The following is a 17,119-nucleotide window of genomic DNA, read 5'->3' on the forward strand; positions in this document are numbered from 1 at the left end:
ATTATGCTATTCTGTGGAGTGCTGTGTAAAGAGGCAATAAAGCTGAGGAGAAATTATATCAAGAAGTATAGCTTCTGGTATTCCTAAGCGTTATTGTTGTTCGTAGAGGAAATATTTCATTTTGCGATTATGCATCCTATCTGTGTCATAAGAATGCTGTTTTACTCGATATAAAAGAGCGAGGTTATTGTCTAACATGTATTTGTCTAATAAATCCTTTCGCATATAATTGAACGTGTTATCAAAATGCTCTTCTTCTAAATCTATGGACTGATAACATGCTTTTAAGTCTGCATCTAAAATTTGGCAGGTAAGGGGATTGGCTTTCAGGAACAGCTGTTTGCCCATATCAACAGAGGGGAAATAATCACTTTGCCCGGGGAATATATCGCTCGGTGATTCCCATAAAAAATAAGCCACCACCGGAAGCGTTTCAAAATTGTAATGATAACGCAACTCTTGATCCACTATTTGACCAACTTGGTCAAAATCATAAATTCCAAGCATCGCTTCTTCTATTTCCACTATGTGTTGTACTACTTCTATCTCGCCATTAGGGATGCTGAAGTCGTAAGGTCTTGCGGTAGGCATTGTGTCGGCCCAGTATAATTCACCAAAATAAACATGTCGAAGGTTGTCCCTAATCTCCATGTCGTTGGTCCACTCAAATACACGTTCTTTAATAATGGCCTTTAAATAATGAGTATTGTCATTTTTTCGAATAAAAAATGCGTCAACCATTAAAGAGGATCGGACATTGTAGCTCTCATCTAATTTTTGCGAAATATCGCCATTCACCATTACATAGGTGTCTGCTTCTAGATTCTGAATGATCAGGGGCTGAATGGAGTCGATCACCACCTGATTATACCACTCTTTATCAGTAGAATGTTGAGCCAGCAGATTTTCTTTGTACAGGCGCTTCCTAATTTTATAATTTGTCTTTGGTAAAGATATGTCATAGTCAATATCCGATAGCCTGGAGTACTGTAATCCTTCGTCTTTATGTCCGAATACACTCAGTTCACCGTTTTGAAGTAAATAGCCTGCATAGTCGAAAAAAGCTCGCCAGCAATATTTTTTTCCTAGTCGGTCTACTCGTCCTAATTCTTTATCCAGAGAGCTTCCATGATAGAAGTCTTCCAATAGTACACTGCGGCTACCCGCCTGTATAGTATGCTCGAAGCCTAAATCGATAATCCTTGTATAAACCTGTACAATTCCTTCGCCTTGCCGTTCATGGTTATTAAAAAGGCGAGGAATGGTGTAGATGCTAAAATCCATTTTAATTGGTTCGGGCAAATCAGAATAGCTTGAATGTTCATCAATAAATTCGCGAGTCCTTTCATTGGCAATGGGCCACTGCGAAGGCTCAGCAGTTTTATATTCTCTAATACGACCAGCAATCGTTGCTTCTGGCTCCCATACCTTTTTATGTATAGCCAGATCCAGCAGGTGTTTGATAGAGTCCGTTATAATATAATCGAATACTGCATTTTTCGAATCAGGGTCAAATTGCAGCATATAAAGACGTTGTGCAATCGATTTTAGGTGGTCATTTATAAAATTCGTATCATTTTGTAGAATAAGTGCAACGCCATATATACACTGAGTAAGTGTCTGAGTGATGTAGCTATCTGCAAGGTTAAAATATTCTACAGTCAGGTCCGCCAACTTTGTAGGATATTGTTTCCCATATTCGAGCAAAAAAACAGCCGTTAGCTCGCGAAGTTTTCGGATGTTGGTGACGCTGATAAAAGCTACATGCCTCGCCCAAAGATGAATTCTTTCTTCACTCGCTTCCCCATTTCTGATAATCTCTATGCTATGCTCAACCATTTGATAGAAAGCATCTGCATTCTTGTAAATATGTAAGTTCCAAGTTAGATCAAGGTCCCAAGCCCTGAGCCTCATCAGCATGGAAGCGATATAGTTAAAATTAAACTGATTGCTTGTGTCCAGCCAATATCGTTTACTGGTAGACAGTATTTGCTCCATGATATCGAGATTAGCCCAGTGTTTCAGCAGATAACTAGGTAGGACGCCATCTACCGATTGATAACCATTATATAGGAACCACCAAGCCGAATGCACAATATCTTCATCATCAATAGCAGTAATGATATCGGGCTTTAAGGCGACCAGAAATTTGATGATATCAAGCCTAAGTTGATGTGGATTACGGGATGAGCGAAGGAGGTTTTTCTGGAACAGCGGACTATTGATAAGGTCGTTGGCATTAGGATAGGTTTCAGTCAGCCAACTAGCTAAAAGATAACCGCCTACCTCCTGTTGTGTATGTCTGACAATCTCTTGAGATCGGCCTGAAGCATCCCTGATAAATATAAGATTCCCGTCGAGCATCGCGAAGGCTATGGAAATATGGGTTTGAATATTAGCTGTTTTATCAAAAGCTATAACGAACTCATCCAATTTTGCCAAACCTTGGGGCTCTGTCCAAAATAATTGTCCACTATTATATAAGCCTTCACGAATAGGATTTTGTGTAGCTAGCTCTCTCTTTTGCTGTACCTCGTTGACTAATCGTGCCACATATTGTTTAAATACAGATGCATAGGAGCTTGCATCAAGCATTATGTTATGAGATCTTAGCCTGTCTCCATTTGCCATTCTGCAAAATAGGTCTAAAAATAATGGCACTTGGAAAGGAGTCAGATCAGCCTCATTGAAATTTTGAGGGGAAATCCGGTAATGAGAAAAATATCGTAGACATGCATCTTTGATATCAGCTTCATTATCAAATCCCTGTAACATAGATATATAAGGTTGCTCGTCGTGCCAAATTTGTTTAATATAGGACGTTCTTAGTGTGCATATAAAATACACGTTAGAAAACTGAGATATATCATTTATGAATGACTGCAGGTTATAATGCCAAATTTTACTAAAACCAGTAGTAGACCTTGTTGTTTCATTTAAGGCATCGATGATGATAAAGCATCTCTTTTTTCTATTTTTTGAAAAAGTCTGCAGTTTTTCCAAAAACTCCCTTAAAGTGTATCCTGGTGGCACCTCTAACAACCGAAAAAATACGTTTTCCAAAACAGTGTTATCCCCGCTAAACTGCCAAGCTTTTAGGAAAATTACGAACTCGCCAGATTTATGCAGTTGTTCTGCCAGGTAGGCTGATGTGTTTGTTTTACCTGTTCCTGCGTTGCCGGAGATGATTTTATAGTTAGCTTGTTGATGGAATCGATGTACCCACTTATTCCACTGCTCCAGATCAGACAAGGCTTTGGAATGCAGACTGCGTAAATCAGATAACAGGAAACGGTTGGTTACAAGCTGCTTGTCGAGAAAAGCAGACCCTCCTAAATCGGCATCACCAATTACCAGATAATCCAGTGGTTTCAGGGAGGCTTTGTGATTCAGTAAGTCATAGCCTTTCCTGTTCAATTGGGTTGCAGCCAATTGAAGTTGAACTTGTAAGCTGCTACTTGCTTCAAATAATGCTGCCGTATTGCTGGTAAATGGATGCTGCTTATTAGTAATCTTTATCCCTTCTCTGTCTATTATGATTAAGAAAGTCTGATATTTTTTGTTGAATGCTTCTAATGCTTCCTTGGCGCTCTCTATAAGTTTTAAACCAGTTTGTAGGTATCCGGCAAAATTAAGTATATTAAGCAGTTCCTCTCTTTCAAATCTGTTTGTTTGATATAGCCATGCATTATACTTTGATTGAATTTCTTGATCAAAAGATCTTTTAAAGTGTTCATCAAACCACTTTTTTTTCAGTTTGATCTTCTGCCGTCTCCTTGTAACTGACACAGTAACCGGTGAATTGGAAATATCCTGTACTTTAACATTGACAATAGACCGGAACCATTTAGTGATGTTACACATTGTTACTATCTGGATTTTATTCTGATTTTCGAATTTTTAATTCGCTCCGTTGTTACATTTCCTTCAGTTCTTGTGTCAATATCTATATCGGAATTGTTGTCAATATCTCGCGTAATAAAATTGGTAACCTTTTTTTCTGCGAACAGACCAAGGAGTGCTATGATATTAGCAATTATAGATATCATAGGTTCATAGCTTTTCTCATGGATGTACCATTGTACAGAAAAGTAAAGTGTCACACAAGACAGAATAATAATCGCAAACTTTAAAAGCTTGTTCATGAGGGTAATTTTAGTTTTTATGCCGCAATGAATTAAGGTTACTCTGCGCAGCCTGTTAGCAACCGTCACTAGAAAGGTATTTATTTTCGGTTAATTGTCTGATATATTTCCATAAATAAATTAATCCAGATTTAGTTGCATCGAACTCTTCGGAGTTAGGGCTAAACGAATTTCAAAACAAGAATGAAGATTTAAAATAAGATTATTGAACCTCCGATTTTACCGCTTTTTAACAAAGGTTGGCTGGAAGTAGAGGAGAGTTGATAACAAGATTTGCGATTATTTATACGAAATAAGAATCCATATAAATGAAAAAGGCAAATATTCAAATAATGAATATTCGCCCTTAGAGCGGAGAGAGAGGGATTCGAACCCCCGGACCTGTAACAGTCAACGGTTTTCAAGACCGCCGCATTCGACCGCTCTGCCATCTCTCCGGGTGCAAAATAAGGGCAACGGATTTGAACCGCCAAATTTTTTACAATTTATCTCTATAATTTTCAATTGGTTAGGGTGGCTGGTGTTGCACCTTTGCTGTATTTTACAGTAGAAATGCGAACTATGAAAATATTACTGCTCTCCTCCATACTGCTGCTGATTGTGTTTTTAGTTTGCCAGGCGTATACGGCTTTTGATATCAGAACAGTTTTTAAACCGGTAGATACTACCGGCTACCGGCAGCTGAGTGATTCTTTTACCACAGAGCGCCATCTGGTTAAAAAACTGGTACCGGAAGTATATACCGAAGTGCTGTATAGTGCGGCAGGCAATTATTTTCTGGTAAGGCATCCCGAAGGGGTTATTAAACTGAATGCAGCTGGTAATGAGCTGTACCGGCTGGATACTATGGTAGGCCGCAATATAGCTATGGGTACACAGTACGCGGCAGATAGTACCGGTGTGTATGATTTTGCAGCACCATCGCCTGTTAAAGAAGCTTTTACTGGCGTGCTGGACCTTACCGCTGCCGGAACGGACTGGAAACAGGAGTTTGGCGCGCGCTACGAGCAGGCTGAGGCGGTTATTTATGGTCGTGAGTATACAGATGAGCGTTACCCGGTTTTTATAAAAGAGAACGGGAAGTGGACGGTGGTATATATACCCACCAATGCTTTTATGGATGATAGAATGGAGGGCGTGGAGCATCAACTGAATACCTTTCCTATAAAACACCCACCTATGTATGCGTTGCAGGATACCGGTATTACGGTGGTGCGGGTGAAGAAGGAGTATGTGTATGCTACGGCTGCTTACATGCCGCTGCTGCCTACGGAATTTATGACAACGATGTTGTACCGGATTGCGCCCAATGGTGAGGAGATGGCTTTACGGGCTAACGGAAAACAGAAAACGGGTTTTAACGGTGAGCGTACCAGCTTTTTGCACTGGCTACAGGTACCGGAAGCGTATCATAATAAGGTTACAGCCAGTTTTCTGTTGTATGATTTTAATGTGCTGAATAACGAGCCGAACGGTGTGTATGTGATAAAGCCAAAGTAAACGGAAATAAAAAACTGCTGCCGGCGTGTTACCCATGCCGGCAGCGGTAGAAAAGCTATACACCAAACTGACGCAGGTGGTGATCCAGATGTTTGTATAACATATTATTCCATTCTTCCTGCGTAAGCGGGCCGAAGGAATGTGATTCGCGGTTGTGGAAATGTGCGCCGCCCAGCTGCTGGGTTTGTTGCAGGTACTGGATAAGGCGTATTTTTTCTTTTGCAAAATCTTTGATATTGCTTACCAGAAACTGAGGGGCCGTACGCAGGTTGCGCGCATAAGGCACATCGTTGGTAACTGACTTTTTTACAAACTTCCGCAGCACAAACTTCATTACAAAGCTGGGTTTGGGGTGCTTGTTTTCATAAATCATTTCGTAGGCCACGCTGCAATGGGCCAGCATTTGCGAGGCATTCATTTTACCCCACTGCGGTTGCTTTTCGGGGGTAAGCAGGTTTATGCGCTGTATCACACTATCGGTTACTTCTTTGGTAAATATATCCGGGAATGCCATGGATGAATTATTTACTGCAAAGAGAAGTTATTCGGCGCATTTAATAAAACGAAAATGACTATACCAGCGAAGGGGCTACCCCGTATTGCTTTTTGAAAGCATAGGAAAAGTGCGAAAGATCTTCAAACCCCAGATCGAGATAGATGTCTGATACGGCTCTTCTTTTTTCTTTAATCAGGTAATAGGCTTCCTGCAACCGCTTCTGCAGCAGCCAGCGGCTGGGCGTGGTGTTGAATGTTTTTTCAAAGTCGCGCTTAAACGTACTCAGGCTGCGGCCGGTAAGGTAGGCAAAGCGTTTCAGCTCTACATTAAAGTGATAGTTGCGGTTCATAAACCCTTCCAGATCTATTTTGCCGGGTTCAGAAAAATCGAACAACACCTGTTTCAGCTGCGGTGCTACCTGTAATAGCAACAACAGTGCCTCCCGCTGTTTTACTTTCAGCAGGGCTTCGCTGGCAGGGTTGGCAAATAGCTGCTCGTAGGCTTTCAGCGATTCCATAAAAGCTTTTAACGGGCTGCTGCCAGATAGGGCCAGATAAGCGGTGGGGGCGGTTGCTTTCTGCGGGGCATATTGCTGCTCTATACTGAATGCGCGTAAGGTTTCCTGATCAAGCAGGATAGAGAGGGAGCGGAAATCGCCATTGGGTGCGGGTGTTTTTACAAACTTAACCAGCTGGTTGCGGGTGCAGAAATACAGATCGCCTTCTGCAAACTCTGTGGTATGCGCACCATCGTTGAGGGTAAAAGAGCCCGACAGTATCATACCAAAGGAGTGTTCGGGTACAAACTGTTCGCCTTCCCGGCTGCGGGAATAATAACAGTGGTGTTGAATGGGTAACCGTTGTGTGGGTGGCTGCGTCATGTATAGTTGGTTCCGTATTTAAAAGTAAAGCAAAAGCCGCAGCTGTAAAACTGCGGCGGAAGGTGCTGTGTGGTTACAGAATGGTTTTAGGTTCCAGATACGCTTCCAGCCCATATACACCATACTCGCGGCCTATACCAGATTGCTTAAAGCCTCCGAAGGGGGCCATGGGGTCGTGACTGAAATCGTTAATGGCTACACGGCCGGCGTTGATGCGTGTGGCCATTTTGCGGGCCCGTTCTGTACTGGCAGAACTAATGTAGGCATGCAAACCATAATCGGTATCGTTGGCTATTTCAATAGCTTCCTCATCGGTACGGTAGGTGATGATTGACAGTACAGGACCGAATATTTCCTCCCGTGCTATGCGCATATCATTGGTTACACCGGCAAACACCGTAGGTTTTACAAAGTTGCCTGCTTCCAGCCCTTCGGGGTGGCCGGCGCCGCCCGCCAGTAATTCGGCACCTGCTTCTATACCCAGCTGTATGTATTGCTGCACACGATCGTATTGTTTGCGGCTTACCATGGGGCCTACCAGCGTATCGGCATCGGAGGGGTTGCCTACTTTCACATGGTTTACTGCTTCTTTTACCAGGGCTTTTACTTCTTCCAGCCTGCTTTCGGGCACCAGCAGGCGCGAACCGGCAATACAGGCCTGGCCGTTGTTCATGTAAGCTACCTGTATGGCTTTGGGTATGGCTTTGCTGAAATCAGCATCGTCCAGCAGAATATTGGGCGATTTGCCGCCCAGCTCCAGCGTAACACGCTTCATGGTTTCGGTGGCTTCGCGTGCAATGCTTTTGCCTACCATGGTAGAGCCGGTAAAGGAAATTTTGGCTACGTCTTTACTGCGGCTTATTTCGGCACCTACCACATGGCCCAGGCCGTTTACCATATTATATACACCGGCGGGTAAACCGGCTTCGTGTATAGCTTCGGTAAGTAATTGTGTTTGGCGGGCGCTCATTTCGCTGGGTTTTACTACGGTGGTGCAACCGGCGGCAATAGCGGTGGCCAGTTTGCTGGCTACAAAACTGTTGCTGGCATTCCAGGGGGTAATAATACCTGCTACGCCCAGGGCTTCCAGGCGCACGGTGGAGCGGCCGGTGGCCCTTTCAAAGGGGAAGGCTTCCAGTACTTCTATGGTATGCAGAAAGGATTGCAGGGTAAAGCCAAAGCTCATGGTGGCGAAGGCGCGGGTGCCGCCATATTCGTCAATCATGGTTTGTATCATTTCCTCTTTTCTGCGGGCAACGGCATGGTGCAGTTGTTGCAGGTAGGTGATGCGCTGCTGTTTGGTGGTTTGGGAAAAAGCGGGAAAGGCGGCTTTGGCAGCACCTATTGCCTGCTGTGCGTCTGTAGCATCGCCCAGCACTACCTGGCCGCTTACCTGGTTGGTGGTGGGGTTAATTAAATCAAATACCTCTGTGCCGTGTGGCGTTACAAATGCGCCGTTGATGTAAATCTTGTCTATCGTTTTCATACAACCTGTTTTTATGGTTTTGTAATTGTTTGCTGGTACAAAGCTCGTTACAATACCGGCGGGCAGGTTTGTTGCAAAGTTCAAGTTTGGTTTGCTGTAAAGTTCAGGGGCAGGGGAGTGGTAAAGGACGGGGGGATGCGGGTGGGAAGAAATAAAAGAGGCGGCTTTGCAGCCGCCCCGGTAGTTATAAGCTTTCGGTGTAGTTTTTAAAGTTATCCAGTATAGCCTGCCAGCCGCCCCGTTGCATTTCTATGGGGTTGGTGCTTTCGGCTTCAAAGGCTTCTGTTACCAGGGTGCTATCGCCCTGGGCTGTGAAGTCAACCGTCCACTTACGGCCATCACCCATGGTAATGCTTACGTGTTCATGTGTTTTTACCACATCGTAAGTACCAGAGAAGTCGAAACCAAAGCTGCCGTCTTTTGCTTCCATACGGGAGGTAAAGGTGCCGCCGGTGCGCAGGTTAACCGTAGCAGTGGGTGTATGCCAGTCATCAGAGGCAGCGTTCCATTGGGTAATATGTTCGGGTGTAAACCATACATCCCATACTTTTTCAACCGGTGCATTTACCAGGGCGCTTACGGTAATGGTAACAGGTGTGCTCATATATCTTGTTTTATTTGTTATTGTGTATTACAATGCAAACATAGCAAGGCTTACAGCATGGTATGGTGGGTGAAAAGGACAAATGCAGGTATAATCAGGACCAGGCATGGGCAGATAGTATTAATTTTGTACAAATTGTACTGGCATTGAAGCATCTGAAGGCAGTAAATAAATACTTCTGGAAATATCGCTACCGTTTTATAGCAGGGATTTTTTTTGTTATCCTCTCCAACTACTTTCAGGTACTGGCACCTGAAATTACCGGCTATGTGGTAAACAAGCTGCAGGAAATGCTGCCCGGCGCCAAACCGGTAGCGCACAGTGTGCGCGAGCATGATGGGCTGGTAAACTGGTTTATTGGCTGGGTAAACACCATGAACTTTGGCAAGCTGGTGGTGGTTTGCAGCGTTACCATTCTGCTGCTGGCGCTGGCGCGTGGCGTATTGATGTTTTTTATGCGGCAGACTATTATAGTAATGAGCCGGCATATAGAGTACGATCAGAAGAATGAAGTATACAGCCATTACCAGAAACTGGATGCAGGGTTTTATAAAACGCATAACACGGGCGATCTTATGAACCGTATGACGGAAGATGTGAGCCGGGTGCGCATGTATACCGGGCCGGCTATTATGTACCTGATTAACCTGGTATCGCTGATATCGCTTTGCGTGGTAAACATGTTCAGGAAAGATGTTCATTTATCGCTGATTGTACTGGCGCCTTTGCCCATACTGGCGGTTACTATATATATAGTAAACACGGTTATTCATAAAAAGAGCGAAAAGGTGCAGGGGCTGCTGAGCGATTTAACTACCAATGCACAGGAATCATACTCAGGTATACGCGTTATTAAATCTTTTGTGCAGGAGAAAGCTATGCTGGGCTTTTTTAGCGCCAACAGCGAAGCCTACCGGAAAAATGCGGTAAGCCTGGCTAAGGTGGAGGCGGTATATTTTCCCAGCATGACGCTGATGATTGGGCTGAGCACGTTAATTACGGTGCTGGTGGGCGGCCAGATGGCTTTGCGCGATCCGGAACGGAACATTGGTTTGATTGTAGAGTTTGTGATGTATATAAACATGCTTACTTTTCCGGTAAGTGCCATAGGTTCTGTGGCCAGCATGATGCAGCGGGCCGCGGCCTCGCAAAAGCGCCTGAACGAGTTTTTGCAAACGGAGCCGGTGATACAGGATGCACCTGCCGCCACTGCCACCCCTTTAAAGGGGGATATTGTTTTTAACAATGTATCTTTTACCTATACCAATACAGGTATTAAAGCGTTACGCCATTTTAACCTGGAAGTAAAAGAAGGGCAGAAAGTATTGCTGCTGGGTAAAACCGGCAGTGGTAAAACTACCGTGGCGCAACTGCTGCTGCGTTTTTATGATGCAGATGAAGGCAGTATTACCGTAGGCGGTGTGCCACTGCAAAAAATGAAGGTGCAGCAGTTGCGTGAGCAGATAAGTTATGTGCCACAGGACGTTTTTTTGTTTAGCGATACCATTGGCAACAATATTGGTTTTGGGCTGCAGGAAGCCGCTTCGCAGGAATTACTGGAGCAAAGTGCCCGTTACGCCAGCGTGGACAATGAAATTAAACGGCTGGAAAAGGGATATGAAACCATGGTTGGGGAGCGGGGTGTTACCTTAAGTGGGGGGCAAAAACAACGGGTATCTATTGCCCGGGCACTGGTTAAAGATTCGCCGGTGCTGGTGTTTGATGATTGCCTGAGCGCCGTGGATGCGCGTACCGAAAATGAGATTATCAATAACTTATATCGTTTTTTACATCAAAAAACGGCTATTCTGATTACGCACCGCATTTTTACAGCCCTTAATTTTGACCAGGTAATTGTACTGGAAGAAGGTACAATTATAGAAAAGGGAACACATGAGGAATTATTATTATTAAACGGATATTACGCAGAGTTGTACCGATTACAGGTGAGTAACGAGAGGGGAGAAGCGTAAACGCTGCATGATGAGTTAAATAAAGAAGTTTACAAGTTTATGTTGCAAAATTTTGGCAATTTGAAAACAATCCTATATTTGTATTAACTTAAAAATGGATTGTTAACCAAAACCTTTTTCACTGTGGCGTACGAAAATAATGACAAGAAACTTGAAAGCGTTTATAGCAAACGTATCAGGGCAGGTAAGCGCAGAACCTATTTTTTTGATGTAAGAGCAACCCGCGGTAACGATTACTATTTAACCATTACAGAAAGCAGAAAACGCTTTAATGATGATGGCTACGACAGACACAAAATCTTTTTGTATAAAGAAGATTTTAACAAGTTCATCAAAGCATTAGGTGAAGCAGTTGATTACGTGAAAACAGATTTAATGCCTGATTTTGATTTTGACGCTTACAATCATGAGTACGCAGAAGATGGTGAGGCAGGAGAGATGGTAGAAGCAGGTGAAGAAGTACCTGTTGTTGCCGTAATTAATGTTGCCAGCGTAACTACGGAAGTAGTAGCAGCCACCGCCAGTGCAACAGATGAAGTGGTTGATAAATGGTAGCAATCCCCAAGTTCCAACAACGCAGCTTACTTTGTTATTATAAAGCTCCCGGTTTTTCCGGGAGCTTTTTTATTGGTTACTTTCTCAGTTGCTTGAAGGCGTTGATTAAACCGTTGGTGCTGCTATCGTGCGAGTTAACAGCTTCATCGGTAATTAACTCAGGCAGAATTTTGTTTGCCAGTTGCTTACCCAGTTCCACACCCCACTGGTCGAAGCTGAAGATATTCCAGATAACACCCTGTACAAATATCTTATGCTCGTACAAAGCAATCAGCGAGCCCAGGGTAAACGGAGTAATTTGTTTTACCAGGAAGCTGTTGGTGGGTTTATTACCATCAAAGGTTTTAAACGGTACCAGTTTCTTACACTCCTCATCCGATTTGCCTGCGTTCTGCAGTTCTTCCTTCGCCTCTTTCTCGGTTTTGCCGTTCATAAGCGCTTCGGTTTGTGCAAAAAAGTTACTCAGCAGTTTTACATGATGATCGCCAATAGGGTTGTGGCTGATAGCCGGTGCAATAAAATCGCACGGTATCAACAGCTTGCCCTGGTGTATCAGCTGGTAAAACGCATGCTGGCCGTTGGTACCAGGCTCGCCCCAGATAACCGGGCCGGTGGTATAGTTTACTTCATTGCCGTTACGGTCTACGCTTTTGCCATTGCTTTCCATGTTACCCTGCTGAAAGTAAGCAGCAAAGCGGTGCATGTACTGATCGTATGGTAAAATGGCTTCGGACTGTGCGCCCATAAAGTTGCCGTACCATACGCCAATAAGCGCCATAATTACGGGAATGTTTTTATCGAACGATGTGTTTTTGAAATGCTCATCTACTTCATAAGCGCCTTTCAGCAGCAGTTCAAAATTGTCGTAGCCTATGGTAAGGGCAATGGATAAACCAATAGCACTCCATAAAGAATAGCGGCCGCCAACCCAATCCCAGAACTCAAACATATTCTTAGGATCGATACCGAATTTAACCACCTCTTTTTCGTTGGTGCTTAATGCGGCAAAGTGTTTGGCTATATGCGATTCTTCTTTGGCAGCATCCAGAAACCACTGACGGGCGGTGAGTGCGTTGGTCATGGTTTCCTGCGTGGTAAACGTTTTGGAAGCAATGAGAAACAGCGTTTCTTCGGGCTTTACCTTTTTCAGTGTTTCTGCTATATGCGTACCATCTACGTTACTTACGTAAAAGGTTTGAATGTCTTTAACCTGATAAGGCTTCAGCGCTTCGGTTACCATTACCGGGCCCAGATCGCTGCCGCCGATACCAATGTTGACAATGTATTTAATTTTTTTGCCGGTATAGCCTTTCCATTTTCCACTGTGTACGTTGGCACAGAAGTCTTTCATCTGCTGTTGTACACGCTGTACATCGGGCATTACATCTTTGCCTTCGCTGAGCACAGGGGCGCCCGAAAAGTTACGCAGTGCGGTGTGCAGTACAGCACGGCCTTCTGTTTCGTTAATCAGTTCACCTGCAAACAGGCTGGTGATGGCCTCTTTTAAACTTACGTCTTCTGCCAGTTGCAGCAACAGATGCTGGGTTTTGGGAGTGATGAGGTTTTTAGAGTAGTCAAACAATATGTCTCCGAGGGTGACTGAGAATTTCTGAAAGCGGTCCGTATCCTGTGTAAACAGGTCACGCAGGTGCATGCGCTGCATTTCTTCTTCATAATGTCTTCTCAGCAACAGCCAGGCCTGGGTATTCGTAGGATTTACTTTTGGAAGCATATTCTTTGTTTTTAATCTTTTTTCGGTTTTACTGCTAAGTTTATAACGCATGAATTACGGCCAGGGTTTCTTCAATCATGTGCGACTGAATATCCAGGTGTAACACCATACGAATATGGGTGGATGAAATGGCTATGGCAAGAATGTTTTTCTCTTTCAGTAATGCAACCAGCTGCGGTGCTGTGTATCTTCCCTTCACTTCAAAAATCACAATATTGGTTTCTACCGGCAGTATTTCACCTGTAAAATCTTTCTGTTTCCAGGCCGCTGCCAGTTGCTGTGCATGCAGGTGATCGGCCGCCAGCCGCTGTACATGGTGTTCCAGCGCATAAACGCCTGCTGCTGCCAGAATACCTGCCTGCCGCATGCCGCCGCCCATAGCTTTGCGTACACGCCGCGCTTTTTGAACAAATGTTTTTGTACCCAGTAACAGGCTGCCCACGGGGGCACCCAGTCCTTTGCTGAGACAGATAGATATACTGTCAAATACCTCACCATATTGTGCAGGCGTTTCATTTTTTGCCACAAGGGCGTTAAATAAACGCGCTCCATCGAGATGTAATGACAGATTATGTGCCTGGCAAACGGCTTTTATGGCCACTATGTCAGCGAAATTGTAGCAGGTGCCTCCGCCAAAGTTGGCGGTGTTTTCCAGCGAAACCAGCCGGGAAACTGCTTTATGAATATCCAGCGGGTTGTTAATGCCTTCCTTTACGTGGTCTGCCGTTAAGCGGCCGTTGTTACCATTGAGCAGCCGTACCGATGCGCCGGAATTAGAGGCAATGCCCCCGCCTTCAAACTGGTAAATATGAGAAAGACGATCGCAGATAACCTCATCGCCCGGTTGGGTATGGCATTTAATAGCTATCTGGTTGGTCATGGTTCCGCTGGGGCAAAAAATAGCGGCTTCCATGCCGAACAGGGTGGCGGCTTTGGTTTCGAGGATATTGACCGTGGGATCTTCGCCAAATACATCATCCCCGGTTTTTGCTTCCATCATTGCCTGTAACATACCTGCTGTAGGGCGTGTTACCGTGTCTGATCTATAATCCATCATGCGGACGAAGGTAAATATTTCAAAACAGATTTAACATGCAGAAAATCAGAGATTAACTCACTGACGCGTGCGCAAAATAAGGGTGTTTTGTCCCTTAATATAGGGTATTTGTGGTAAATATTTGTAAAAACGTCCCAATTTTTCAACAATTGCGTGTATATTCCGTTGATAACGTATACCTTTGCAAACGTTTTGTTCTTTCTTTTTTGAATATCTTAACGGATTTACTGCAAAGGTTAGAATAACAATTTACGTCTGACAAACGTTTTATAAAAACAAGTAATATACAATATGAGGCAGCTTAAAATTGCCACCCAGATCACCAATCGTGATTCGCAAGCGGTAGAAAAGTATCTTCAGGAAATCTCGAAGATTCCGATGATTACTCCTGAGGAAGAGACCACTCTCGCTCAGCGCATCAAAATGGGTGATCAGAGAGCTTTGGACAAGCTGGTGCAGGCGAACCTACGATTTGTGGTATCCGTTGCTAAACAATACCAGCACCAGGGTTTATCGCTCAGTGATCTTATTAACGAGGGCAACCTCGGCTTAATTAAAGCGGCTCAACGCTTTGACGAAACAAAAGGTTTCAAATTCATTTCTTACGCGGTATGGTGGATTCGCCAATCCATTTTACAGGCGTTGGCAGAGCAGGGTAGATTAGTCCGCCTGCCGCAAAACAAAATTGGCACTTACAACAAAGCAAATAAGGCTTACATGGCCTTTGAGCAGGAGCACGAAAGAGAACCTTCTACCGAAGAACTGGCAGAAATTCTGGAAATGAGTGAGACTGAAATCAACAACATTTTCCAGAGCAACACCCGCCACACCTCCCTTGACGCTCCTGTACACGAAGCAGAAGACGTAGCGATGGGTGACCTGCTGGAAGGCAGTGATGATACAGATGACGACGTGATGAAAGACTCGCTGAGAGAAGAAATCCGTCGCGTACTGAAATCATTAAGTCCCCGGGAAGCTGAGATTGTTAATGCGTATTTTGGACTGGACGGCGAAAATGGTGTTACCATTGAGCAGATTGGTCAAAAGTACGACCTTACCAAGGAGCGTATACGCCAGATTAAGGAAAGAGCCATTAAACGCCTGCAGAAAGCACGCTATAGCAATGCTTTAAAGGCATACTTAGGATAAGCCAATTTAGCTTTCTTTAAGAATATACCCTTTGCACAGATGGTGCAAAGGGTATATTTTTGCCCCGCAAATAAGAAAATTACAAAATGGAAAAAGAAACGGTAGAGAAGGTGCATTGCCTGATTGTTGGATCGGGGCCTGCCGGCTATACTGCAGCCATTTATGCAGCCCGTGCCAATATGAAGCCGGTGTTGTATCAGGGCATTCAGCCAGGTGGACAACTGACCATTACCACAGAAGTGGAGAACTATCCTGGTTACCCCGAAGGTGTACAGGGCCCTGAAATGATGGTAAACTTTGAAAAGCAGGCGGTACGTATGGGTGCGGACATCCGTTACGGACTGGCTACCAAAGTGGACTTTAGCGGACCGGTGCATAAGGTTTGGATTGATGACGAGAAACTGATTGAAGCAGACGCGGTAATTATTGCCACCGGCGCATCGGCCAAATGGCTGGGCCTGGAAAGCGAGCAGCGTTTAAACGGCTATGGTGTAAGTGCCTGTGCGGTGTGCGATGGTTTCTTCTTCAGAGGCAAAGAGGTGGCTATTGTAGGCGCCGGAGATACTGCCTGCGAAGAAGCGATATACCTGAGCAAACTGGCTTCTAATGTACACATGATTGTACGTAAGGGCGAAGATGGTATGAAAGCCAGTAAAGTAATGCAGGACCGTGTGAAAGCCACGCCTAACATTAAAGTGTACTGGAATTCTGAAACCGTAGAAGTAACCGGCGGTGCTAAAGTAGAAGGTGTTACCATTAAAAACAATGTAAGCGGCGAACAGCAGACGGTGCCGGTAAGCGCTTTTTTTGTGGCTATTGGACACCAGCCTAACAGCGGCATTTTTAAAGGCTGGCTGGATATGGACGAAGCGGATTACCTGATTACTACCCCTGGTACTTCTAAAACGAAAGTAGAAGGCGTATTTGCTGCGGGTGATGTACAGGATAAAATATACAGACAGGCAGTAACCGCTGCGGGCAGTGGTTGTATGGCTGCACTGGATGCAGAACGCTATTTAAGCGAAAAAGGCCTGGTATAATAACCGGCTTAAGCAAACGAGTACAAGTACACATATTTTGAGGCTGCGGGCAATGGGTAAATTCTTATCTTGCCGGCAGCCTTTTTAGTTTTATATGCTCACCATACATCTTCAGAAGCTACGCTTCTTTTCCACGCACGGCCTGTATGCCGAAGAAACCATTGCCGGTAACGCATTTGAAGTAAATGCGCGGGTAGATTATGAGCCAGCCAGCCTGCCCATTACCCGCATTGCCGACACGGTAGATTATACCCGTATTTACCAGGTAATTGCCGAACGCATGAAAGTGCCTACGGCCCTGCTGGAAACCATTGTATATCATATAGCAGATGATATTATGCAGCAATTTCCGCTGGTACAGCACGTACATGTAAGCCTTACCAAGCAGCATTTGCCGGTGGTGAATTTTTCGGGCAGTGTAAGTGTGGAGTTTTCTCTTAAAAGATAATTCGAATTCAAAAATCAAAATTCAAAAGTAAAAATGGGGAGCGTTATACATTTT

General features: G+C 44.4%; 13 protein-coding genes and 1 tRNA gene. 6 read left to right on the forward strand and 8 right to left on the reverse strand.

The genetic code is table 11. The annotated features are described in order from the left end of the window. Positions 1 to 90: 90 nt before the first annotated feature. Complete coding sequence (locus IEY13_RS15610; protein WP_188953736.1) at positions 91 to 3,864, reverse strand: nSTAND3 domain-containing NTPase; 3,774 nt, start codon at positions 3,862 to 3,864, stop codon at positions 91 to 93. A 633-nt stretch (positions 3,865 to 4,497) separates the two neighbouring features. Further along, positions 4,498 to 4,582: transfer RNA gene (locus IEY13_RS15615), tRNA-Ser, on the reverse strand. 124 nt (positions 4,583 to 4,706) lie between these two features. On the opposite strand from IEY13_RS15615, the gene IEY13_RS15620 reads away from it, so the two are divergent. Further along, positions 4,707 to 5,645 carry a hypothetical protein gene (locus IEY13_RS15620; protein ID WP_188953738.1) on the forward strand — a complete coding sequence of 313 codons (939 nt, stop codon included), beginning with the start codon at positions 4,707 to 4,709 and terminating at the stop codon, positions 5,643 to 5,645. Positions 5,646 to 5,700: 55 nt separating this feature from the next. Here IEY13_RS15620 and IEY13_RS15625 read toward each other — a convergent pair whose 3' ends face one another. From IEY13_RS15625 to IEY13_RS15640, 4 genes are all read right to left on the reverse strand, one after another. Continuing rightward, positions 5,701 to 6,159, reverse strand: a complete 459-nt coding sequence (locus tag IEY13_RS15625; RefSeq protein WP_188953740.1) for a DUF1569 domain-containing protein — start codon at positions 6,157 to 6,159, stop codon at positions 5,701 to 5,703. Positions 6,160 to 6,217: 58 nt separating this feature from the next. Beyond that, positions 6,218 to 7,021, reverse strand: a complete 804-nt coding sequence (locus IEY13_RS15630) for an AraC family transcriptional regulator (protein ID WP_188953742.1) — start codon at positions 7,019 to 7,021, stop codon at positions 6,218 to 6,220. A gap of 73 nt (positions 7,022 to 7,094) precedes the next feature. Then, on the reverse strand, positions 7,095 to 8,507 hold the full coding sequence (locus IEY13_RS15635) for an aldehyde dehydrogenase family protein (RefSeq protein ID WP_188953744.1): 1,413 nt from the start codon (positions 8,505 to 8,507) through the stop codon (positions 7,095 to 7,097). A 184-nt stretch (positions 8,508 to 8,691) separates the two neighbouring features. Beyond that, positions 8,692 to 9,111 (reverse strand): SRPBCC family protein, encoded by a 420-nt coding sequence (locus tag IEY13_RS15640; RefSeq protein ID WP_188953746.1) that lies wholly within the window; start codon positions 9,109 to 9,111, stop codon positions 8,692 to 8,694. 62 nt (positions 9,112 to 9,173) lie between these two features. On the opposite strand from IEY13_RS15640, the gene IEY13_RS15645 reads away from it, so the two are divergent. Beyond that, positions 9,174 to 11,084 (forward strand): ABC transporter ATP-binding protein, encoded by a 1,911-nt coding sequence (locus tag IEY13_RS15645; RefSeq protein WP_229687885.1) that lies wholly within the window; start codon positions 9,174 to 9,176, stop codon positions 11,082 to 11,084. Positions 11,085 to 11,207: 123 nt separating this feature from the next. Then, the gene (locus IEY13_RS15650; protein WP_188953748.1) at positions 11,208 to 11,639 is read left to right on the forward strand and encodes a DUF3276 family protein; all 432 of its coding nucleotides are present in this window, start codon (positions 11,208 to 11,210) and stop codon (positions 11,637 to 11,639) included. A gap of 76 nt (positions 11,640 to 11,715) precedes the next feature. On the opposite strand, the gene pgi is transcribed toward IEY13_RS15650, so the two are convergent. Both pgi and IEY13_RS15660 read right to left on the reverse strand, forming a co-directional pair. Continuing rightward, positions 11,716 to 13,371 (reverse strand): glucose-6-phosphate isomerase, encoded by a 1,656-nt coding sequence (gene pgi, locus IEY13_RS15655; protein ID WP_188953750.1) that lies wholly within the window; start codon positions 13,369 to 13,371, stop codon positions 11,716 to 11,718. 40 nt (positions 13,372 to 13,411) lie between these two features. Beyond that, on the reverse strand, positions 13,412 to 14,428 hold the full coding sequence (locus IEY13_RS15660) for a threonine aldolase family protein (protein ID WP_188953752.1): 1,017 nt from the start codon (positions 14,426 to 14,428) through the stop codon (positions 13,412 to 13,414). Positions 14,429 to 14,719: 291 nt separating this feature from the next. Here IEY13_RS15660 and IEY13_RS15665 point away from each other — a divergent pair, with 291 nt between their 5' ends. The 3 genes from IEY13_RS15665 to folB all read left to right on the forward strand — a co-directional run bounded on the left by IEY13_RS15665 (position 14,720) and on the right by folB (position 17,065). Next, positions 14,720 to 15,577, forward strand: a complete 858-nt coding sequence (locus IEY13_RS15665) for a sigma-70 family RNA polymerase sigma factor (RefSeq protein WP_076380665.1) — start codon at positions 14,720 to 14,722, stop codon at positions 15,575 to 15,577. 86 nt (positions 15,578 to 15,663) lie between these two features. After that, positions 15,664 to 16,617 carry a thioredoxin-disulfide reductase gene (trxB, locus tag IEY13_RS15670; protein WP_188953754.1) on the forward strand — a complete coding sequence of 318 codons (954 nt, stop codon included), beginning with the start codon at positions 15,664 to 15,666 and terminating at the stop codon, positions 16,615 to 16,617. A gap of 94 nt (positions 16,618 to 16,711) precedes the next feature. Next, the gene (folB, locus tag IEY13_RS15675) at positions 16,712 to 17,065 is read left to right on the forward strand and encodes a dihydroneopterin aldolase (RefSeq protein ID WP_188953756.1); all 354 of its coding nucleotides are present in this window, start codon (positions 16,712 to 16,714) and stop codon (positions 17,063 to 17,065) included. The last annotated feature ends 54 nt before the right edge of the window (positions 17,066 to 17,119 follow it).

Origin of the sequence: Filimonas zeae (assembly GCF_014641615.1) — a bacterium.
GTDB classification, from domain to species: domain Bacteria; phylum Bacteroidota; class Bacteroidia; order Chitinophagales; family Chitinophagaceae; genus Filimonas; species Filimonas zeae.

What these genes read in the sequence shown, in the direction of transcription:
- folB (WP_188953756.1), top strand. Translation starts at nt 16,712, where the DNA reads ATGCTCACCATACATCTTCAGAAGCTACGCTTCTTTTCCACGCACGGC.
- IEY13_RS15640 (WP_188953746.1), bottom strand. Translation starts at nt 9,111, where the DNA reads ATGAGCACACCTGTTACCATTACCGTAAGCGCCCTGGTAAATGCACCG.
- IEY13_RS15660 (WP_188953752.1), bottom strand. Translation starts at nt 14,428, where the DNA reads ATGATGGATTATAGATCAGACACGGTAACACGCCCTACAGCAGGTATG.
- IEY13_RS15645 (WP_229687885.1), top strand. Translation starts at nt 9,174, where the DNA reads ATGGTGGGTGAAAAGGACAAATGCAGGTATAATCAGGACCAGGCATGG.
- IEY13_RS15665 (WP_076380665.1), top strand. Translation starts at nt 14,720, where the DNA reads ATGAGGCAGCTTAAAATTGCCACCCAGATCACCAATCGTGATTCGCAA.
- IEY13_RS15610 (WP_188953736.1), bottom strand. Translation starts at nt 3,864, where the DNA reads ATGTGTAACATCACTAAATGGTTCCGGTCTATTGTCAATGTTAAAGTA.
- IEY13_RS15635 (WP_188953744.1), bottom strand. Translation starts at nt 8,507, where the DNA reads ATGAAAACGATAGACAAGATTTACATCAACGGCGCATTTGTAACGCCA.
- IEY13_RS15625 (WP_188953740.1), bottom strand. Translation starts at nt 6,159, where the DNA reads ATGGCATTCCCGGATATATTTACCAAAGAAGTAACCGATAGTGTGATA.
- IEY13_RS15620 (WP_188953738.1), top strand. Translation starts at nt 4,707, where the DNA reads ATGAAAATATTACTGCTCTCCTCCATACTGCTGCTGATTGTGTTTTTA.
- IEY13_RS15630 (WP_188953742.1), bottom strand. Translation starts at nt 7,021, where the DNA reads ATGACGCAGCCACCCACACAACGGTTACCCATTCAACACCACTGTTAT.
- pgi (WP_188953750.1), bottom strand. Translation starts at nt 13,371, where the DNA reads ATGCTTCCAAAAGTAAATCCTACGAATACCCAGGCCTGGCTGTTGCTG.
- trxB (WP_188953754.1), top strand. Translation starts at nt 15,664, where the DNA reads ATGGAAAAAGAAACGGTAGAGAAGGTGCATTGCCTGATTGTTGGATCG.